The organism is Bacillus pinisoli (assembly GCF_023036475.1).
GTDB lineage: Bacteria > Bacillota > Bacilli > Bacillales > SA4 > Bacillus_BS > Bacillus_BS pinisoli.
On the sequence record NZ_JAJQKI010000015.1, the window covers coordinates 42,070 to 63,770 of the forward strand.

Here is a 21,701-nt window from a genome sequence, read left to right on the forward strand (position 1 = left end):
TTCACAAGACATAACGAAGTTGTTCTTGGAAAGATTTTAACTCTCTTCCCCTTCCACCGGATTAACCGTCTCATAAACCAAGTCTTGTAACTCTTCTCTATATTCCTTCTCTTGCTCATCTGACCACGCAAATTCCTTTTTCATACATGTCATAACTGACTCCATATGCTCACGAACCCAATCAATGGCAAAGAATAAGGCTCCTGTCCGTCTTATAAAGAAGTCAACTGGTTTATAAATTAGTTCATGGTCAATTGCATATCTTAACGTTGCGTACACAACTGGGTCAAGATTCTCCGCTTTCGCCTTTTCTTTCCCAGTAAGGAAATTATTAAAAACCGTTTCTACATTTGAACCGTATCGGTAGACAAGCTGATGCGCTACTTCTTCTGTTAATCCTATTTCCATTCCCACTTTCGTTTGATGACGTAGGAATGTTTTAAATCCCTTAGAACCACCAACATCTCCACCGGACATTGGTAGATGCTTGGTTTGGGAGTGTGGATATTGCTTACCTTCTTCTTCGTGAAGCTGTTTGATGACTAGATCGATGACGCTTTCTGCCATTTTGCGATAGCCGGTTAATTTACCGCCAGCAATGGAAATAAGTCCTGAATTTGAAACGAAGATTTCATCTTTACGGGAAATTTCCGATGGTGATTTTCCGTCTTCATGAATTAAGGGTCTTAATCCAGCCCAGCTTGACTCGACATCTTCTGCTTTAATCTTAACTTCAGGGAACATGAAGTTAATCGATTCTAGGACGTAGTCACGATCGGCCACCGTCATTTTTGGATGGGCAATGTCGCCCTTATAGACAGTGTCGGTTGTTCCTACATAGGTTTTCCCTTCTCTTGGAATCGCAAATACCATCCGGTTATCTGGTGTATCAAAATAGATTGCCTGTTTTAAAGGGAATCTTTTGCCATCAAAGACTAAGTGAATGCCTTTTGTTAATTGCAAAGTCTTGCCCTTTTTGGATTGGTCTATTTCCCTTAAAGTGTCTACCCAAGGTCCAGCAGCATTAACGATTTTTTTCGCGCTTACTTCTTGAAAGGATCCATCCGTTAGATCTTCCACCTTTACGCCGACTACCTTCCCGTTTTCATACACTAACTCACTAACCTTCATATAATTAAGCGCATATGCTCCTTGTTCAACAGCCTTTTTCATCACCTCAAGTGTAAGGCGCGCATCATCTGTCTTATACTCAACATAATAGCCGGCTCCCTTTAAGCCTTCTCGTTTTAATAGAGGCTCACGTTCCATCGCTACTTCTGGCTTAAACATTTTTCTTCTTTCACTCTTTTTCACTCCAGCCAGAAAGTCGTATACCAGTAGCCCGATATTGGTTGTAAACGGTCCAAACGTTCCACCCTTGTAGAACGGAAGCATCATCCACTCAGGTGTCGTCACATGCGGCCCATTTTCATACACAATGGCACGCTCCTTCCCGACTTCTGCCACCACTCCAATTTCTAATTGCTTCAGATATCGCAACCCACCATGAACGAGCTTGGTTGAACGGCTTGACGTACCTGCAGCAAAATCCTGCATATCGACCACAGCCACTTTTAATCCTCGCATAATGGCATCTAATGCAATGCCAGCACCTGTAATTCCACCACCTATTACTAAAAGATCTAACGCTTCACTTTGGATTTTTTCTTTAATTTCTGATCTGTTTAGATTTGAAAATATCATGATGACCATCCTTTCGATATCATTGGTTATGCACAAAAATGGCGACAAAAAAAGAGACCACAACAGCTCTCTTTTCGTTTTTACTCGAAAAAAGAGTGAAGTGGTCTCTCGATATCTCCAGCCAATGTATTAACTTATCTTTACTATATCATATTACACATAGGATATAAAGCATTTACCCCATAAATGGGCGTTACTTAAATGCTCGTGTAGCAGCTACTGCCTTTTTCCATCCATTGTACAGCTCTTCACGTTTTTCGTCTTCTAATTGTTTAGTGAAGGTTTGTTGGATTTTCCATTGTTTCCTAATTTCTTCTTTTCCGGACCAATAGCCCACTGCCAGGCCAGCTAAGAAGGCCGCACCTAATGCGGTTGTTTCATTAATGACTGGACGATCGACAGGGACCCCTAGGATATCACTTTGGAACTGCATTAAGAAGTTATTCTTTACCGCTCCACCATCGACACGAAGTGATTTTAACTCAATCCCTGAATCGAGAGTCATTGCATCTAATACATCACGCGTTTGATACGCTAACGACTCAAGCGTTGCACGAATGAAATGCTCTTTTGTTGTCCCACGTGTTAAACCGAACATAGCTCCTCGTGCATCACTATCCCAGTAAGGTGTGCCTAATCCAACAAACGCCGGAACGATATATACACCGTCTGTTGAATCTACTTTCGTTGCGAAGGCTTCACTTTCTGGTGCGTGATCTATCATTTGTAAGCCGTCACGGAGCCATTGAATGGCAGAACCTGCTACAAACACACTTCCTTCTATTGCATACTCTACTTTCCCATCAACACCCCAAGCCAAGGTGGTTAAGAGACCGTGTTCGGATTTCACGCCTTCTTCCCCTGTATTCATGAGCATAAAGCAGCCCGTTCCATACGTATTTTTTGCCATTCCTTTTTCAAAGCAGGCCTGACCGAAAAGCGCTGCCTGTTGATCACCCGCAATACCAGCAATCGGAACATTGTGACCAAAGAAATGATAGTCTACTGTATGTGCATACACTTCTGAAGATTGACGCACTTCAGGTAGCATGCTCTTTGGAATGGTTAAAATATCTAGTAGGTCGTCGTCCCATTTTAGTTCATAAATATTGTACATTAATGTCCGTGAGGCATTTGAGTAGTCGGTGACATGCGTTTTCCCACCAGATAATTTATAGACTAACCACGTATCAATGGTCCCAAAGAGTAGGTCCCCGTTTTCTGCCTTTTCTCTCGCACCTTCAACATGATCTAGGATCCACTTTACTTTTGTACCAGAAAAATAAGGGTCGATTAGCAGTCCTGTTTTTTCAGTAAAAAGCTCGTTATAGCCTTTTTCTTTTAGTTCACGGCAAATAGCTTCTGATTGACGAGATTGCCATACGATTGCTTTATAAACAGGTTTCCCTGAGTGTTTATCCCATACAACCGTTGTCTCCCGTTGATTGGTTATCCCAATGGCTGCAATATCCGTTGGATCGGCATCTGACTTACGTAGCACATCCGCGATACAAGCAAGTATGGACGTCCAAATCTCATTGGCATCATGTTCTACCCAACCAGGATTTGGGAAGAACTGTTCAAATTCTCTCTGTGCGGTTTTCACGATTTCCCCGTTTTTATTGAATAAAATGGCTCTAGAGCTTGTCGTTCCCTGGTCCAGTGCTAATATATACTTTCCCATTCGTATTCCTCCCCAAATACTCATATTACCTTTTAAAAAAGAGCTAAGGACCAAAGTCCCTCGCTCTTACATTCTTAATTCTATTATATCTTATTAAAAGATTGTATAAAGCGTTGTATTTGCAACTGCAATTAGTGTCATTAACAACGTGTTAAGGAATGCTGCTACATACACATTACCTGTCTTTCTAAAGAAATAGCGATTAAAAATAGCCGCCGTTAATAATGCTGGAATCAGACCAATTACGATTATAGATGAAAGTGCTTCTGCTGGATAACCTGCTGTACCTGTTCTGAAAAGTAATCCATAGTGATAGCCAAGGTAAAGCACGAGACCACCGATGAAGTGTGCAATGGAGATTAGATACCCTCTAAATCCATCGTAATTAGCATTTGCTGTATTGATGTTAACCGATAGACCTACAATGAAGTAGTAGATGAAGAAGAGTGGTGCATATTTTAGTAATGCAATCACATGCTGATCTTCAAACGTTTTTACTGCGAATGTCCAAATACGGAAGTCTACCTTGAATACTGCATCCACTAAGTAAAGCACACCATATCCAATGACTAGAGCCAGTACGGCTGTCACTAGTGAAGCAATCACCGTTTTAGGACTTGCTTTTACTCCATAATGAGCAAGAGTTGCCCCCTCTGTTTTTCTCCAAGCATAGTGTAACGTGACCATAATAATTAGCGTTAGTAAGGCAACATTCACCGCCCAGAACATAATTGGATTAATAGTTGGTGCACCAAAGAACTCTGTAGTAGCTGTGATTTTCGCTTGATTTCTTAACACAATATACTGAATGATACTTAATGCAAGAACGATCACAGAACCCTTTTTGATATGGCTTCCTAAGCCTTTCACTAGCGAGTAAATGAGAACGATCGCGGATAATGCAATAAAGATCATAATACCTTGTCTAAAGATGGTCATTCCCGGAACATTTCCACTGTATAACGCTGGGAAGAAAATCGCTGGGAATAATCCACTAAATACAGCTATTATTAAGCCTACTAGTCTTCCTCCATCTGTTTTTGCCTCAGGAAGAGCTTCTGGTTTTTTCGTATAGATGCTGTTTAAGAATGGTAATTTTGATAACAGCGTCACAACTGGAATGAATAACATAAAGAATCCGATTAGTGCCACAAATGAGAACCACTCTTTGTACATCCAAGTTTGACCTGTTTCACCTATTGTCACTAAGTCACTATAATCGGCAAAAGCCGTATCATAGAAATCAATCGCATTTGCTGTTGATTCTGCTGAGAAGTGATTCCATGGGTGAGTTTCGTTTGGTTGGTAAACGATACGTTTTCCACCATTTACTTCGTAAAACTTACCAGCTTCAGGATTTTCTGGATTTCCTAAGAATCCTGCACCTTCAGGCGTCCCTACATAGTTTTTCTTAATAACAGTAGCACCTGCTGCCTGTGACTCTGCATCGAAGAAGAATTCATCATATTGACCAGCAATTTTACCTGATGTTCTTGGTCCGTATGCATTGTTAATATCTTCAGCCGTTAGTTCTAAGAAGTAAACCCAACGATAATCAGAACCCACTGTTAAATCTGCAAAGATTTTTCTAACTCCAGATTCTTGGAAGTCTTTTTCATCAAGAATGACTGCATTTGTTGAAGAGAATCCTCCCATAGAGTGACCGGTAACGCCGATAATACCATTCCCTTTTTCATCCTTTAGAACATAGTCTTGCTCATACATATACTGAACTGCATCGTAAATAGCAGTCGGCCAGAAAGAGAAGAACGGAACAGGTTTCTCCATTTTCCCAGTTGAATGTCCATGATCATATTGATCAAGTGCTAAGACCACATATCCTCTCTTAGACATTTCAATGGCTTGCGCATCTTGCATTTCACCAGAGTTGAGGTAACCATGAGTCGCGACAATGGTCGGTCTTGGTTGTTCATCCGCACCATCTGGTTTGTATAATAGACCAGATAGCTCCCCTTTAGGTGTATCAAAATAAATGCGTGATACCTCTACATCCCCACTAGAGCTATTAAAATTTGAAGCTACTAAACTACCAATTAAAACCAGTACTAATGAGACCACCAATACAATGAACGGTTTTTTCTTCATAAAATCCTCCCCTTCCTTAACTTATATCCAATAAATTAAAACAAAAAATAATGGCCAGAAATCTACAAATGGTAGGTTTCAGCTTCATATTCCGAAGACACAAAAGAAGACACATTCAATACGTCCTTAGATAAATTATCCAAAGAATATAAATGTGTCTCCGTCGTCTCTTCACGTATTATTAACTTAATTTTTAGTATATATTACCTTGAAAACGTTGTCAAACCCTATTCCAATGTTTTTATGGTGACAATCACCATAAATCACGATTGGAAGTAGTAACCGCAAATGCCCCACCATTTAGTGCATGCTGTACTTCCTCTTCTGTACGGATGAGTCCTCCTGCAATGACGGGAATTTTTGTTTCCTCACTAATTTCTTTTATAAAATCCGGAATAATGCCAGGCAACACCTCAATGTAATCCGGTTGAATTTTTTGACTTACTTTCAAATTACGTTCTAGCGCATGGCTATCCAGGGCAAACAACCGTTGAATACTGATCACTTTATGTTTTTTAGCAAAGTCAATCACATTCGCTCTAGTTGAAACGAGTCCATCCACCTTCACATTATGTATCAAATATTCCAAACCATATTCATCCGGTTTTAAACCCTGAATCAGATCTGCATGCATAAACACTTTCTTATTATGTTGCTTCGCATACCTCACGATTACTTCAACCTGTGAAAGACGTGTCTCTAAATAGATAATCTGTTCATGATCTGTCTTCAACACTTTCTCAAAATCCTTCATTCGACGAATAGCTGGTATAACTCGTTTAAACAAACAATCACCCTGCAATCTATAGTGTTTATAGTTCCATCATAGCAACCGCTAAATAGCATGTAAAAAATTCTGTCTGATAGTAGATAAAAACTGAAAAATTTGCTATGTAAATGGTAAAATTGTGTAAAGTAAATTCAAAAGGCTCTTTTCGTATAGATTGTTGCTTTAGTAATAATCCCAAAAGCTGGATTTTTACTTACTAGTATAATGTATTCTACTTTTCATCTAGAAAGCCGCTCTTTTCTAAACGATGAATACGTCACTTTATCACTTAGAATAAGCTTAACTTCAGATAAAGTATGTTAGAAAGTAACAAACTTTTATAAAAGAACCACTAAAAGAGGAGTAAGGATATGAATTTTTTTGAAGAAGTACGTAATTCTATTGTTGGAATTAACCATACGCTTACCACTTCCTATGGGGAAAAACCACTTATTTATTTAGATTGGATCGCTAGTGGTCGTTTATATCATCCTCTTGAAGAAAAGATGCTACATACTTTTGGACCAATGGTTGCAAATACTCATACTGAATCGAATTCTACTGGGGCTTTTATGACAAATGCCTATCATGAAGCTCTGCAACTATTAAAAATACATGTAAATGCTGATTCTAATGACGTTATTATTACTGAGGGATCAGGATGTACGGGTGTTATAAATAAGTTTCAGAGAATACTAGGATTAAAAGTTCCAGAGAAATTTAAAAGTTATATAAACTTGGATGAAGATCATAAGCCTGTTGTATTTGTCACTCATATGGAGCACCATTCTAATCATACTAGTTGGTTAGAAACCATCGCGGATGTAGTGGTAGTCGAACCAAACGAACTAGGTGAAGTAGAACCGAATCATTTAAAAGCTCTCCTAGAAACATATAAAAGTCGTCCACTGAAAATTGGTTCTTTTACTGCCTGTTCTAATGTAACAGGAATCATGACTCCTTACCACGAATTAGCGAAAATTATGCATGAGTATGATGGTTTTTGTTTTGTTGATTTTGCTGCCTCAGCCCCTTATGTTGAAATAAATATGCACCCTGCAGACCCTATGGAAAAATTGGATGCTATATTCTTTTCACCACATAAATTTTTAGGAGGTCCAGGGTCTTGTGGTGTGTTAATTTTTGATTCTACCTTATACAAAAATACAGTCCCCGATCATGCTGGGGGTGGGACGGTTTTATGGACGAATCCGTGGGGAGAAAAGAAATATTTCGATGATATTGAAACAAGAGAAGATGGCGGTACACCTAACTTTTTACAAACCATACGTGCCGCTCTCTGTATAAAGCTTAAAGATATAATGATGGAAAACAACATGATGGAGAGAAAAGATTCTTTGTTTTCATACCTTTGGCATCACCTATCCTCGATTAAAGAGGTTAATATATTGGGGCATAAAAGTAAAAATGCGAAACGACTAGGAATGATTTCTTTCTATATCGATAACATCCCTTACAATTTGCTAGTCAAACTCCTTGATGAGAAGTATGGGATTCAAGTTCGTGGAGGATGCTCTTGTGCCGGTACATATGGTCACTATCTATTAAATATTGACCAATCGACTTCCAAACATATTACAGATGAACTTAGTCAAGGTAATTTAACTTCTAAACCTGGTTGGATACGAGTTTCTATTCATCCTACCAATACCTTTGAAGAATTAGAGACCTTTATTACTGCAATAAGAGAAATCATCCATCACTATGACCAATGGAAGAACGATTTTATCTATGATTCGGTTACAGGTGAGTACGAACATAAATCAAAGGTAGACCAATCTAGTTATAATCTTTTTGAATGGTAGGAAGTATTTTAATAGTGGCTCTTTTTAAACGATACATACGGCATTTATCGTTTAAAGTGAGTTTAACTTCATTATAAAACAACAAAGTGTTAGAAAAGAACATTAATATTTTAAAATAAAGAAGGGACAGTATAGGTTAGATTAACTTAACTGCCCCTCTTGTACCACATTTTTTATAGATTGACTATCAGCCCTTCCTCCACTCTTCCAAAGCCGAATCAACAAGTTTTGTTATTCTCTCCATACAATGTAACAATTGTTCCTCAAACTCTCTTACCGTTGTATCTTCATTTAATTGCATTTAGTATATGTTTCCGGAATTTCGGCGTCACCTATGAAGCCGTTCCAGGATTTATCATGGCTCTTATCGTAACAGTGGTTGTCAGTTTGTTCACACAGAAGCCAGCAGATGCAGAGGAAACGGTTAAGGATTTGGCTTCATAAGCATCATAACTATTGGGCCAAAGGAACGGTTATAGCGGTTCTGTTTGTTAACAAACGAGAGAAATCGAGTTCCTTTGGCTTTTTAGCATGTAAAGAATTGTGTTTGATGAATCCTCGAAACAGGGACATTTCCCCAACAGTTATTGGAGTTTAACTAAATCTCTATGAATAGTATCCATTTGTTCTGTTGGCTAATTTCGCTCTCTTAATGACTCCTATTGACTGACCACACAAATCCCTAGTGATTTTCTTTTCTTCTTCAAAAATTAAAAAAATCACCCAGCACGACTCTCCAGGTGATCTTGTACAAAATATATTAAAATCTATTCCTCCACCCTAGGCAAACGAAAGAAATCCTTATTCTCACTGTAATTCCCAGCCAACCTTCCTAGTGGCTGTAGCTTATCCAGATTAATTTTGTAGTTACCTAAGTAGTAGTCTTCTTCGATATGATATCTTACCATTCTCCCGATAATTAAATGGTCACTACCTAACTGGATGATTTGTTCGAGTTGGCATTCCATTTGGATTGGCGCTTCTTTTACTCTTTTAGGTTTGACGACGCTGCTATCTATTGCCGTAACGCCTGCTAGTTCAAATTCATCAACAGTCGTTGGGACGTTTTCAGCGCTCTTCTGCATTTCGTTACCTAAAAAGGTTGGAACTACGTTGATGACAAACTCTTTTTGAGACCTGATATTGACTAATGTATCCTTCTCCGTACCTTGTCGATCTCCTACTCCAGGTCCCACTGAAATACATAGCATGGGTGGATTCCTAGAGGCTACTGTAAAAAAACTGTAGGGTGCTAGATTCAAGACTCCTGTTTCTGATATGGTGGATACCCAGGCAATCGGTCTCGGCACCACAGAACCACTTAATAGTTTATATACTTGATTCACTTCTAATTTTGATGGATTAAATTCCACATGAACATCTCCCTTCTATAACACCTACATTATATGTTAGGATGAAAATTTACTAGAGAAATGCGAGAAAAGGAAATCCCAAAAGTTATTTCCTTTCATCTACAATAAAAGCTACCACCTACCCTAAGGGAGCTGGTAGCTACTATTCTATAATAACTCTAGCTTATGCCTTTACATCTAAAGAAATAACTTCCTCGACTTTAGAAGCTTGATCCTTCGAGACTTTGAAGATATACGAACCTACGATACAAATAAAGAAGTTTAGTCCGAGACCAAGTACGCCCCCGTGAATACCATAGATTGTTTTATTCCCTGTCCATGTTAAAATTCCTGCAAGTAAAGCTCCTGCTAACATCCCCCAGAATACAGATCTCTTCTCTAGACCTTTCCAATAGAGACCTAATACAAAGGCTGGGAATACTTGAACTAGCAATTCAAACTTTAAGATAAAGATTTCATATAGCGTTCCTGGTGGGTTCCAAGCAATCCATAGTAGAAGGAATACAGCAATAATACCAACGACTTTTCCGACCATTACTTTTTTATGCTCGGTGGCACTTGGATTGATAAACTTCCCGTACACATCGTTTGAGATCATAGACGAGAAACTAAGTAATACAGAGTCAGCTGTAGAGACAATCGCAGCTACAATACCACCGAAGAAGATAATCATCATCCAATAGTAGAACGGGTTGATTGCGGCAATATCATTTGCCATCATACCAACTAATTGCTCTGATCCCGCTTTATCAAGACCTGGATACAAGGAAATACCAATGATACCAACTAAGAATACTAGTCCCGTTGTAATCGGTGGCATCCATGCCATTCTTGAAAAAGATCGTTTTAACGTGCGCTCACTTTGAGCAGAATAGATTCTTTGAACAGCGTGTGGGTAAATACTAGCACCTAATCCAACTAATAGTAGGATACTGAACCAGTTAACCGAGACATCCCATGTAGGTACAGCCGTTTTCACAGGTTCCATTTCATGAATATAACGAGTAACATCCGCAAAGTTGCCACCTACTAAATATAATCCTCCAATAAGGAAAACCACAATTCCTACCATTAAAATAATACCTTGCATGACGTCGGTGAAGGCAACCGCCTTCATTCCACCCATCCACTCATACACTAGCATAACAAAGATAAAGGCGAGAACTGCAACTTGATAGGGAATCGTTCCACCCGTCATACCAGAAACCGCCTGACCAATTGCTACTAACTGTTCTAATAAATAGTTTCCTAATCCCCAAAGCATTAAAAAGATACTTAATATCGTAACAGCTTTAGAATTAAATCGGTGTTGAATCCAGTCAGTTGGTGTGACAAAGTTTCTACGTTTTGCCACTACATATAAGCGTGGAGCAAATAGTAGATAAACCCCGATAATAATGGTCATAAACGAAATAGATTGCAACCAAGGAAAACCAGTACGATAGGCAGCTGGGGCATACCCTACAATCGTGTTTCCACTATATTGAGTCGCATATAGTGTGAAAAATAAAGCGATGAATCCTAGGTTTCTTCCAGCCAGATAATAGCCTGATAGACTATGGTGAAGATCTTTTTCTCCACGCCCTGAAAGATACCCAATAACAAGCATCACAATCGCAAAAACTGATAAAATAATAATACCATCTATACCTGCAAACGTAAGATTCATCGTTATTTAACCTCCTTGGCTCTTTCGGCTTCCTCTTCATCCTCTACGATATTCCAATGTGATATGCACAACCAGCTTAAATACCCACATAATACAATGGAAAATACGGTAGAAATAAAGGCCCACAAAGGAAACCCAAGGATGAATGGCTCCACTGCACTCTGCGGGAAGTACCACGGTACAATCGCAAGGACGATGAGGACAAGGACAACCCAAATCCATTTCGTTTGAATCGGTTCTTTTACCTGCTTATTCTTCATTTAAATCCTCCTATCACTTATTATCAAATCATTCTTTTTCTTGCGTTATGCCTCTAGTTGATAATGTATGGTGTGATGTTTTTCAAAGGAGTGAATCTTATCTTCATGTTGTAAACTAGCGTCAATTTCATCTAAACCTAAGATGAAGAGTTCTTTTCTGTATGGATCAATCGTAAAGGTTGCTTCAAATCCTTGGTCATCTACTATTCGTTCATACTCTAAATCAATTGTCAGTTGATACCCTTCTTCTTTTACTCTTGTAAATAGTTCATCCACTTGTTCATCAGATAGAATAATAGGTAGTAGTGCATTTTTAAACGCATTGTTATAAAAGATATCTGCAAAAGAGGGAGCGATGATTACTTTTATACCATAGTCAGAAAGTGCCCAAGGCGCATGCTCCCTTGATGATCCACAACCAAAGTTCTTTCTAGCAAGTAAAATAGGGGCATCTTTATATCTTTCCTGATTGAGTACAAATTCTGGCCTTTCCTTTTCATTCTCATATCGCCAGTCGTAAAAGAGAAATTGACCAAATCCTGTGCGCTCAATTCTTTTTAGGAACTGCTTGGGTAGAATGGCATCTGTATCAACATTAGGTACATCAAGAGGTGCAACAGTTGCAGTAAGACGAGAGAAGGACATCTTATTGTCTCACCTCCTTATTAGACTTGACGTCCCATGTTCTGACATCTACAAAATGCCCTTTAATGGCGGCAGCTGCTGCCATTTCTGGACTAACTAAATGGGTCCGCGCTTTCCTTCCTTGGCGACCTTCAAAATTCCGGTTGGAGGTAGACGCACATCGCTCCTCTGGCAGTACAATATCTTCATTCATGCCTAGGCACATGCTGCATCCTGCTTCACGCCACTGAAATCCTGCCTCGATAAACAGTTGATCAAGCCCCTCTTCTTCAGCCTGTCTTTTTACAAGCTGAGAGCCTGGAACGACCAACGCCTCTACAGCTGGAGACACCTTGTAACCGCTTACGATTTTTGCTGCTTTTCGAAGGTCTTCTATTCGACTGTTCGTACAGGAGCCAATAAACACTTTTGTTACCGGAATATCTGTGATGACTGTTCCAGGCTGTAGTCCCATATATTCTAATGCTTTTTCTGCTGCTTTCACTTGATCTGCAGGTAACTCAACTGGTACAGGAACCCGGTCTGTTATCCCGGTCACTTGCCCTGGATTTGTCCCCCATGTCACTTGTGGAATGACGCTAGAAGCATCGAATTCCACAGAAAGATCAAAGGTTGCATCAGCATCTGTATAAAACTGCTTCCAATCTGTTAATGCTTGTTCCCACTTTACACCTTTAGGTGCGTATTTTTTCCCTCTTATATAGTCAAATGTTTTTTCGTCTGGTTGGATTAGTCCAGCTCGCCCACCCATTTCAATAGACATATTACAAACGGTCATCCGTTCTTCCATGGAAAGGTTGCGAATGGCTTCACCACGATACTCAATAACATAGCCAGTTGCAAAATCATGACCAAACTTTCCAATAATTGAAAGGATTAGATCTTTAGCTGTTGTACCCGTTGGCAAGGAACCGCTTACATTAATCTCTAACGTTTTTGACTTAAATTGTTTTAACGTCTGAGTGGCTAAGACATGTTCCACTTCACTCGTTCCAATCCCAAACGCAAGTGCCCCAAATGCACCATGTGTAGACGTATGACTATCACCGCAAACGATGGTCTGTCCTGGTTGGGTTAAACCAAGTTCAGGAGCAATGACATGGACAATCCCTTGGTACTCACTATGCAAATCGAATACTTTTATACCAAATTCTTTACAGTTATTAGCGAGTGCATCGACTTGGTTCTTTGCTAACTCATCTCTGAAGGGCAATAGCCTACTAGTCGTTGGTATCGCGTGATCCATTGTGGCAAGTGCTAAATCAGGTCGTCGAACTTTACGTTTTTTCATTCGCAAACCGTCAAATGCTTGTGGTGAAGTCACTTCGTTGATTAAGTGAAAATCAATATAAAGTAACGAAGGTAGGTTTTCCTCCTCAACGACCACATGCTGATCCCAAATCTTTTCATAAAGTGTCTTTCCCATTGACTCACCTCCTAAATAATGTTCGCTTTCTCCAACTCTTGTAATCTAGCTGTCGTTAATCCTAATAGTTCTCCATATATCTCAGTATTGTGTTTACCCATTCGCTCTGCTCCAGGCTCTTTTACCTGACCTGGTGTTCGACTGAGCTTCGGTACAACTCCTGGCATCGGAAATTCACCTAGTTCAGGGTGATCTACTTTTATAATCATTTCTCTTTCTTGGTAATGTGGATCTTCTAGTATGTCTTTTGCCGTGTAAATGAGTCCAGAAGGTACCCCTTTTTCCGCTAATACTTTAAGAGCATCTTTTGCTGTCAGTGACTTCGTCCATTCTTCAATTAACGAGTCTAATAACTTCATATTTTCCCCTCTTGCAAGATGAGTAGAGAATCTCGGATCTTGCGCTAGTTCTGGTTGCCCCATTGCTTCACATAATCTAGTAAATACTCCGTCTGCATTTGCACCAATAACGATATATGTCTTATCAGCCGTATAGTAGATATTTGAAGGAGCCACACCAGGCAACACGTTGCCCATTCGCTCTCGAATGTAGCCCGCAAGCAAATAATCTGGAATGAGACTTTCCATGATAGAAAACACAGATTCATATAGTGCCGTATCGACTACTTGACCTTTGCCAGAATGCTCTCGTTCATGAACAGCAACAAGACAACCAATCGTTGCGAAAAGTGCGGTTAACGTGTCTCCGATTGAAACGCCAATTCTAGTAGGTGGTCGATCAGGAAATCCAGTCACATTGCGGAGTCCTCCCATCGCTTCCCCAACACTACCAAAACCTGCTCGGTCTTTATATGGTCCCGTTTGACCATATCCGGAAGTACGAACCATGATTAGCTTGGGATTAATCTCACTCAATTGTTCATAAGATAAATTCCACTTTTCCATCGTTCCTGGCCTGAAATTCTCAATAAGAATATCAGCTTCTTTCACTAACTCCTTTAGGATTTCTTGTCCTTCTTCCATTCGGAGATTTAATGTAATTGATTTTTTATTTCTAGATTGAATGGGCCACCAAAGTCCAACCCCATCCTTTGATTTTCCCCAATTTCTCATTGGATCTGATTTTCCCGGAGGTTCAACCTTGATGACCTCTGCTCCAAAATCTGCAAGTAAACGCCCGCTGAAAGGGCCAGCCAGTAAGGTGCCAAGTTCTAATACACGTAATCCTTCTAAAGGGAGTCTAGTTTCTGTCATGGTTTTCCTCTCCTGTTTAAATTTTCTTAATCTTGTAACCAATTTAATACTTTGTATACAATAAGTCAATAACAATTTATTTTTTATGTTTTTTCACTCAAAATAACACTATTTAACCGCTTTCATTTATAAAATATTGCTGTTTACATATTTTTTGTATACAATAATCATGAGGTGTTTATATGGATGCATACAAATATATAAAAGGCGCTATTATTGATGGTAGATTTGAACCTGGCATGAGGTTAGGTGAAGAATCTCTCGCAAAAGAACTAAATCTTAGTAGAACTCCTGTTAGAGAGGCCATTAAGCAGTTAGAAGCAGATGGACTGGTAGTCCCTCTGAAACGTGGAGTGAGTGTGCGAAATTTTACAACGGAAGATATACGTCAAATCTATGATCTTCGAACTCTTTTAGAAGGGTATGCTGCTAGTCAAGCAGCCATATACCGAACAGAAGAAGATTTAGAGAGAATGGAAATTGCAAACCTTCATTATGAAAAGGCCATTCATAAATGTAAAGCATCGGATCTAGCTAGTATTAAAGAAATTGTTGATGTCAACCAACAATTCCATGAAGTCATTGTGGGTGCTGCTAAAAACGCACACATTCATTTTCACCTATCTAAGGTCGTGGTGGTACCGATCGTCTATCGATCCTTTTATTGGTACAACCAGTTTCAGTTACAGCAGTCCCTCGAATTTCATAAAATTATCCTTCAAGCAATACGTCATCAAGAACCAGAAAGAGCTAGAATTGCCATGCATGAACATATTTACCAAGGAAGAGATCATGTATTAAGGCATTTAGAAAATATAAAACATAACCACCCCCAAGAGGAGGAAGAATGATGATTGAAATTTGCGAAGTTGGTCCACGTGACGGGTTACAAAACGAATGTAAACTGATTCCTACTGCTCAAAAGGTAGAACTGATTCATCGATTAATTGATGCTGGTATTCGAAATATTGAAGCCGTTTCGTTTGTGAATCCGAAGGTCGTACCACAAATGGCCGATGCTGAAGAAGTCCTAAGTCAACTACCGAAGGATCTGGGTGTGCGATATGGTGGACTTGTCTTAAGTCGTTCTGGACTTGAACGAGCGTTAAAGACGGATGTAGAGTTTCTTCATGTTGTTACCACAACAAGTGACTCTTTTAATCTAAAAAACGTAAAACGAACGGTAAACGATTCTGTAACAGAGTTAACGCCCGTTATTAAAGAGGGAATTCAGTCTGACCGAAAGATTGTTGGGGTATTAGGGACTGCGTTTGGCTGTCCATTTGAAGGGGAAGTACAACTAGCACATGTTCTTCAGGTTGCTGAAAAGTTCTTAGAAGCTGGCTGCTCCGAGTTAACACTTGCCGATACAACCGGTATGGCAAACCCTGCTCAAGTTCAAAACGTAGTGAATGCCTTCTTCTCTACTTTTGGCCCTGATTTAACATTAGGCCTACATTTTCATAACACTCGTGGACTTGGTCTCGCTAACACGCTAGCAGGCTATCAAGCTGGCGTGAAGAAATTTGACTCTTCCATAGCAGGTTTAGGTGGTTGTCCATTCGCTCCAAAAGCAGTAGGCAATGTATGCACCGAAGACATGGTCAATATGTTCCACGGAATGAAGATCGAAACAAACGCTAACTTAGAAAAGCTAGTTGAAACGTCTAAATGGATGGAAGAAGTGATGGGACGTTCATTGGATGGTATGTTGATTAAGGCAGGAATTGCGTAAAAGTGTTGGAGAGGTGGGGATGATCAAGCTGACTTAGGATACACCATAAACTACATCTCAATTGCTAGAATTAACTACCAATTGGGATGCAGCCCCCTTGTCCTAATAAATAGCTGGAACCTTAATCTTCACCATAAACTCCTCGTCCTTATACTGAAAATCTAAAAACCCTTGATGTTCATTGACTATATGAAATATTTGCTTCGTACCTAATCCCTCGTGGTCATCATTCTTTGTAGTATGGCCGTATGTAACATACAACTCATCTAAAATATTGGTCGGAATCGGCATGCTACTATTTTTACAAATTAATAGATAAAGACCGCTTCTTTTATAAAATTGTAATGTAATAATAGCCTCCGAATCTCTTTGTTCCTTCCACTCAATAGCTGCTTCTATACTATTTGTTAATAAGTTACCTAAAAGAGCGACCATCTTTTGATCTGAAATCGGAAGTGAAGAGATGGGTAAGTCCACATCATACACGATTGAGATCCCAGCATCAGTAGCTTGCTTATACATTTTATGGAGAATTCCTGCTACAACTCCCCGCTCACCTTTAATCGTTAAGTTTGTTTCTTCATAAGTTCCAACAAGCTGATTTAGATAATGCCTCGCTTCCTCATGCTTATCATTTTCTAATAAAAATTGCATGGCAGAGACGTGCTTTAAGAAATCATGTCGCTCACTTCTAACCATTCTAAACGTTTCATTTAGTTGCGCTCGTTCCTCTTCGTAGTTGTCCTGAAGTTGAACGAGTGTCGACACTTGATTACTAAGAATATATCGAGTTCCTTCTATACATATAAAAAGAATAACTACTAGTATTTGCACGATCACCTGTTCAATAATTATATTAACCAGTAGAAGAATACCTTGAATAGCAAACCAAATACTAGTAACTCTAAAATCGAGGAAACTAGCCTTATTTAAGCTTTTCTTATATAAAAGAACCGCGACTGCGAGTCCTATAAAGCTTGCCATAAAGAATATTCGTGAGAATGTAAACATCGCATATATATGTGCAACGAAGAGTAGTCCAATACCCCACCAATAAAAAAGTCCTTTATTCAATGTCTCATTCCACCTTTAAATGGTTGTTTTCGTATAGATTGTTGCTTTCGTAAAAATCTCAGGAAGCCTGATTTTTACTTGTTAATTCAAAGTCTCTGCTTTAAATTTAGAGAGTTGCTCTTTTCTAAGCTTTAGAAAATTAGTTTAATTATATTAAATATGGCGGAATTACTGAAAGATAAGATTGAATAGCAACAAAGTTTTAGAAAAGAGCCTTAAAAATAATATTCCTGTAAAAAGTCCACCTTATCTTTCGTAATCATGGCCTGTTCCTTTATTCCTTCAAAATTCACCATATAAGAGTTTTTCGCATAAAGCGAAAAGTTCGTTACGTAATGAATGTTAATAATAAAAGAGCGATGGGAACGAATAAAATCACGTTCTCGGAGCTCTCCTTCTAATTCATTAAGAGTTTGATAGGTTTTAATTGGACCCGATTTCGTAAAGATGGTTGTCGATCGACCTGAACGTTCAATAAAGACAATATCCTTTTTTTGAATGATGTGAATGTCTGTTTTTTGCTTAATATACAGTCTACCCGTCATCTCAGAGGACTTTGTTTTTTCCATTAACCTCTCAATGGATTTCACTAACCGCTCTTTCGGAAATGGTTTCATGATGTAATCGTGGACATTTAGCTCAAAAGCATGTACGGCATACCCACTACTTGCCGTTACAAAAATAACCGCTATATTTAACGCATGAGAATGAATAATATCTGCTAATTCATAACCTGATAGGCAAGGCATTTCAATATCTGCTATTAATACGTCAATTTCCTCACGTTTAATATGTTCATACGCTTCTTCTGCTGATTGTGTGGAGAACAAAATCTCTACTCCAGGAATAGCAGATACAATTCCAAACAGCTTATCTAGATCAATCATACGATCATCTACGAGACCAACCTTCATGATTCTTCTCCTCACATTACAATTACTCTACAAATCTTCTTTATTTTACCATTCTTATGATGAGTTTTGGCACTTTCACGACAGAAAAAGGCATTTTCACGACAACATCGAAGACTTCACTTCCTATTCTTTGTATCATCAAAGTAAGAAAAAGACGAAAGGATGATTAATTTGATCCATATTCAAGATGTTACGAAAACATTTAAAGATAAAAAAATATTTGTCACAGCCTTAAAGCATGTTACTTTTTCCATTCAACCAGGGCAAGTCGTTGGGCTACTTGGAGAAAATGGAGCTGGGAAAACAACGCTACTTCGTTCAATCGCCACACTTTTACAACCTACAGAAGGCTCTATAACCGTAAATGGTTTTGATACAGTGAAAGATGCAAACGAAATTAAAAGGAAAATCGGCGTTCTGTTCGGAGGAGAAACGGGCTTATATGACCGTCTAACAGCTCGAGAAAACCTTGAGTATTTCGCAAGTCTATATGGTCTCAGCAAGCATGAAACGAAGGTACGAATTGATGAGCTTGCCAGAATGTTTGGTATGCGGGACTACTTAAATCGTAAAGTAGGAGGCTTTTCAAAAGGGATGCGACAAAAGGTCGCGATCGCCCGAACACTCATTCATAACCCAGACATTATTTTGTTTGACGAACCTACGACCGGCTTAGATATTACTTCATCCAATGTATTTCGACAGCTCGTTCATCAACTAAAGCGTGATCAGAAAACCATTATTTTCTCCAGTCACATTATGGAAGAAGTCACACTGCTCTGTGATTCTGTTGCGATGATGCATAAGGGAGAGCTTGTGTATCAAGGAGAGCTAGAAGCGCTTTATCAAGAAGAAGGAACGAAAGATCTAAACTATATTTTCATGAGCAAATTAGTAAGGGGGAGTGAACATTATGCTTCTTAACATCTATGTAAAAGAAATGAAAGATTCCTTTCGAGACCGAAGAACATTATTACTAACTGTTTTGTTACCTATTTTCATGATGACAGGATTGACTCTGTTCTATGAAAATCTTGTTTCCAGTGGTGAAGGCGAAACCTATACATTAGCAGTGAGCGAAACAGCCACAAAAGAAGAATTAAGTATTGTTCAAGGGTTTGAAGGAATTGACGTTGTGTCATTCGCGGATCCTGAGGAAGCAGTAAAGCAAGGCGAAGCAAAAGCAGCCTTACTTTTTGATGAGTCATTCTTATCAAAAGTAGAAAATCATGAAGAAGTGTCAGTAACGATTGTTGGTGACTCATCCAGTCAAAATTCTTCTATTTTAATGAGTATGGTTACTACTGCATTATCAACTTATGAAAAATATGTTGTTGCCGAAAGACTACAAGTAATTAATGTAGATCAACAAATGATACAGCCTTTTACTGTTGAGACTAAAGAAGTAACCGAGGAAAATCCTGCCCTATCTTTAATCGCTATGATGATTCCACTATTTATTGCGCTAGCAATAGGAATTGGGTCAAGTCCAGCTGCCTCTGAATTATTCTCTGGAGAAAAAGAAAAGAAGACAATGGAAGCACTACTAATGACTCCAGTTAATCGAGGCACTCTACTTTTAGCAAAATGGTTTACCATCATCACCATTGGTTCCATAACCGGAATTGTCACATTAATTGTTGTCGCTCTTGAAATAACCTTCTTCACTGAAACATTAAAAGAAGCCATATCCTTTGATGATCATTTCGTGGTTATTGTAGGTCTATCCATCTTGATTTCCATTGTTTATTCCATGTTTGTATCTTCCTTACTTATGTTAACAAGTATTATGGGTAAAACCATAAAGGAAGCTCAAAGCTACAGTACTCCTATTATGATGCTCGCTGCCTTCCCAGGAATGATTACAGCAAGTATGGGCGTTAATGAATTTACTTTTCAACACTTTGCCATACCGATTTTAAATTTATTTAGTATATTAAAAGAGTTATTGTTTGGAATTGTCAATATTGAGCACATTGCAATCATGATAGTCAGCAACCTACTCGTCATGATTATTGTTTTTGTAATTGGAAGAGTAATGTTTATGAAGGATAAATGGGTAATGAATTAGAATGATAAGGTTGGAATAGACCTCGTCTTAGTTATGAACACAGAAGGGATAGAATTTCTGTCTCTCCTTTGCCTTCATCTTATTTTGATGTCCACTTCATCCACAATCTCTATGATCACTCCAACACTGACCAAAACACCGCTACGTAAATGCTAAATACTAGAGCAAAAAACAGAAGAGACCACTTCATATTCTCTCTAATCTGCTTGCCACGAATTAGGGCAAGCACTAGAATAACTAGGTTAGGTGAAGCTCCAATAAACGCAAAAAATAAGAGACCTTTTAGAAGCTCTATTTTGGGTGTATAGTCCGGTGCTGAGCCAAAACCCATTATTCCACCAAAGAACATCATGACATGAAAAACAATGAATAGTACGTTTAGAAATATATATTTTTTCAAGATACTCAAGGAGAGTTGCCTCCATTCACACCAGACAGAAGATTTTTATTTTGACAGAAAGAATCGATGTTTTAAACATTTTATCATTCATTATACTAAACTCTAATCTTAAACTTCTCCCTTAGTCATTTATTGTGCGTTAACCTAATACAGGCTTCCCGAATAATATGGTCATTAAAGGGAGGAGAGACTTCAAATGAATAATCACATGAATTACCGTGCTCAATACCATAACCAGCCTGAACACATAAAAGGACTTTGTCAAAAATATATGAATTACCATGTAATGGGACAACTAACGGATGGATCCCAATTTGAGGGGATTATCGACGATATGGATCAGGACGGTGTGACCATGTTAGTTCCTGAAGAGATGGATTCCACACAATTACCTCGACAATATGGATATGATGATGACTATGACGGGTATGGTCGTCCTCGAAGAAAAAGATTTCGTCGTTTTCGCAGACGTCGTTTCCCATATCGTGACTTATTAAGCTTACTTCTTTATCCTTACTACGCTCCTTATCCACCATACCCTCCTTATGGTTATCCATATGGATACTATGATGGATATTAAGGATTAGTAACCTCTATAAAGGCAGCTTTCCGGCTGCCTTTTTATTGTGAACTCTTTTCCACACTCTAGTAATATAAAACCTCAGCAAATAAGCACTTTTTACATCTTCTGCTATACGTATCCCCTTGAAACGTATGCTCACACTCTTGTTGAATGGATTTGATTTCTTGTTCCAGTACTACTATTCTTTCTTGTAAATCAGAGATTTCTTTCATTATGTTCTCGGCATTGTTCATAAAAGGAAACCTCCT

At 38.8% G+C, this 21,701-nt stretch carries 21 protein-coding genes; 7 read left to right on the plus strand and 14 right to left on the minus strand.

The features are described 5' to 3' along the window. Positions 1 to 36: 36 nt before the first annotated feature. From LT143_RS17245 to LT143_RS17260, 4 genes are all read right to left on the minus strand, one after another. On the minus strand, positions 37 to 1,704 hold the full coding sequence (locus LT143_RS17245) for a glycerol-3-phosphate dehydrogenase/oxidase (protein ID WP_246945053.1): 1,668 nt from the start codon (positions 1,702 to 1,704) through the stop codon (positions 37 to 39). A gap of 193 nt (positions 1,705 to 1,897) precedes the next feature. Next, positions 1,898 to 3,388 carry a glycerol kinase GlpK gene (glpK, locus tag LT143_RS17250; RefSeq protein ID WP_246945056.1) on the minus strand — a complete coding sequence of 497 codons (1,491 nt, stop codon included), beginning with the start codon at positions 3,386 to 3,388 and terminating at the stop codon, positions 1,898 to 1,900. 93 nt (positions 3,389 to 3,481) lie between these two features. After that, positions 3,482 to 5,494, minus strand: coding sequence for an alpha/beta fold hydrolase (locus LT143_RS17255; protein WP_246945059.1), 2,013 nt, complete (start codon positions 5,492 to 5,494; stop codon positions 3,482 to 3,484). Between the two features lie 253 nt (positions 5,495 to 5,747). Continuing rightward, positions 5,748 to 6,281 carry a glycerol-3-phosphate responsive antiterminator gene (locus LT143_RS17260; protein WP_272495853.1) on the minus strand — a complete coding sequence of 178 codons (534 nt, stop codon included), beginning with the start codon at positions 6,279 to 6,281 and terminating at the stop codon, positions 5,748 to 5,750. A 353-nt stretch (positions 6,282 to 6,634) separates the two neighbouring features. Here LT143_RS17260 and LT143_RS17265 point away from each other — a divergent pair, with 353 nt between their 5' ends. Both LT143_RS17265 and LT143_RS17270 read left to right on the plus strand, forming a co-directional pair. Continuing rightward, complete coding sequence (locus LT143_RS17265) at positions 6,635 to 8,089, plus strand: aminotransferase class V-fold PLP-dependent enzyme (RefSeq protein WP_246945062.1); 1,455 nt, start codon at positions 6,635 to 6,637, stop codon at positions 8,087 to 8,089. A gap of 159 nt (positions 8,090 to 8,248) precedes the next feature. Then, positions 8,249 to 8,533: a hypothetical protein gene (locus LT143_RS17270; protein WP_246945065.1), complete on the plus strand. Its 285-nt coding sequence runs from the start codon at positions 8,249 to 8,251 to the stop codon at positions 8,531 to 8,533. 323 nt (positions 8,534 to 8,856) lie between these two features. Here the strand turns inward: LT143_RS17270 and LT143_RS17275 are convergent, their stop codons facing one another. The 6 genes from LT143_RS17275 to LT143_RS17300 form a co-directional block, all read right to left on the minus strand. After that, positions 8,857 to 9,462, minus strand: coding sequence for a flavin reductase family protein (locus LT143_RS17275; RefSeq protein WP_246945066.1), 606 nt, complete (start codon positions 9,460 to 9,462; stop codon positions 8,857 to 8,859). Between the two features lie 163 nt (positions 9,463 to 9,625). After that, the gene (locus LT143_RS17280) at positions 9,626 to 11,131 is read right to left on the minus strand and encodes a sodium:solute symporter family protein (RefSeq protein ID WP_246945069.1); all 1,506 of its coding nucleotides are present in this window, start codon (positions 11,129 to 11,131) and stop codon (positions 9,626 to 9,628) included. A gap of 2 nt (positions 11,132 to 11,133) precedes the next feature. Then, entirely contained in the window at positions 11,134 to 11,391 is a 258-nt protein-coding gene (locus LT143_RS17285; RefSeq protein WP_246945072.1) for a hypothetical protein, read from the minus strand. 45 nt (positions 11,392 to 11,436) lie between these two features. Further along, on the minus strand, positions 11,437 to 12,036 hold the full coding sequence (gene leuD, locus LT143_RS17290) for a 3-isopropylmalate dehydratase small subunit (RefSeq protein ID WP_246945076.1): 600 nt from the start codon (positions 12,034 to 12,036) through the stop codon (positions 11,437 to 11,439). A 1-nt stretch (position 12,037) separates the two neighbouring features. Next, entirely contained in the window at positions 12,038 to 13,462 is a 1,425-nt protein-coding gene (gene leuC, locus LT143_RS17295) for a 3-isopropylmalate dehydratase large subunit (protein WP_246945078.1), read from the minus strand. 11 nt (positions 13,463 to 13,473) lie between these two features. Next, positions 13,474 to 14,676, minus strand: coding sequence for a CaiB/BaiF CoA transferase family protein (locus tag LT143_RS17300; protein WP_246945080.1), 1,203 nt, complete (start codon positions 14,674 to 14,676; stop codon positions 13,474 to 13,476). Between the two features lie 182 nt (positions 14,677 to 14,858). On the opposite strand from LT143_RS17300, the gene LT143_RS17305 reads away from it, so the two are divergent. Both LT143_RS17305 and LT143_RS17310 read left to right on the plus strand, forming a co-directional pair. Then, a complete protein-coding gene (locus tag LT143_RS17305; protein WP_246945081.1) occupies positions 14,859 to 15,527 on the plus strand; it encodes a GntR family transcriptional regulator in 669 nt (222 codons plus the stop codon). Then, positions 15,527 to 16,411, plus strand: a complete 885-nt coding sequence (locus tag LT143_RS17310; RefSeq protein WP_246945083.1) for a hydroxymethylglutaryl-CoA lyase — start codon at positions 15,527 to 15,529, stop codon at positions 16,409 to 16,411. The genes LT143_RS17305 and LT143_RS17310 overlap by 1 nt, the downstream gene beginning before the upstream one ends. 102 nt (positions 16,412 to 16,513) lie before the next feature. Here the strand turns inward: LT143_RS17310 and LT143_RS17315 are convergent, their stop codons facing one another. Both LT143_RS17315 and LT143_RS17320 read right to left on the minus strand, forming a co-directional pair. Beyond that, positions 16,514 to 17,485, minus strand: a complete 972-nt coding sequence (locus LT143_RS17315) for a sensor histidine kinase (RefSeq protein ID WP_246945085.1) — start codon at positions 17,483 to 17,485, stop codon at positions 16,514 to 16,516. Positions 17,486 to 17,700: 215 nt separating this feature from the next. Next, a complete protein-coding gene (locus LT143_RS17320; protein WP_246945123.1) occupies positions 17,701 to 18,402 on the minus strand; it encodes a LytR/AlgR family response regulator transcription factor in 702 nt (233 codons plus the stop codon). 159 nt (positions 18,403 to 18,561) lie between these two features. Here LT143_RS17320 and LT143_RS17325 point away from each other — a divergent pair, with 159 nt between their 5' ends. Then, positions 18,562 to 19,323 (plus strand): ATP-binding cassette domain-containing protein, encoded by a 762-nt coding sequence (locus LT143_RS17325; protein ID WP_418909850.1) that lies wholly within the window; start codon positions 18,562 to 18,564, stop codon positions 19,321 to 19,323. Next, entirely contained in the window at positions 19,313 to 20,470 is a 1,158-nt protein-coding gene (locus tag LT143_RS17330; protein WP_246945091.1) for an ABC transporter permease, read from the plus strand. Before LT143_RS17325 ends, LT143_RS17330 begins: the two co-directional genes overlap by 11 nt. Positions 20,471 to 20,585: 115 nt before the next feature. Here the strand turns inward: LT143_RS17330 and LT143_RS17335 are convergent, their stop codons facing one another. Next, entirely contained in the window at positions 20,586 to 20,879 is a 294-nt protein-coding gene (locus LT143_RS17335) for a hypothetical protein (RefSeq protein WP_246945094.1), read from the minus strand. A 187-nt stretch (positions 20,880 to 21,066) separates the two neighbouring features. Here LT143_RS17335 and LT143_RS17340 point away from each other — a divergent pair, with 187 nt between their 5' ends. Then, positions 21,067 to 21,450 (plus strand): hypothetical protein, encoded by a 384-nt coding sequence (locus LT143_RS17340; RefSeq protein ID WP_246945097.1) that lies wholly within the window; start codon positions 21,067 to 21,069, stop codon positions 21,448 to 21,450. Between the two features lie 65 nt (positions 21,451 to 21,515). On the opposite strand, the gene LT143_RS17345 is transcribed toward LT143_RS17340, so the two are convergent. After that, a complete protein-coding gene (locus LT143_RS17345) occupies positions 21,516 to 21,686 on the minus strand; it encodes a hypothetical protein (protein WP_246945101.1) in 171 nt (56 codons plus the stop codon). Positions 21,687 to 21,701: the final 15 nt, after the last annotated feature.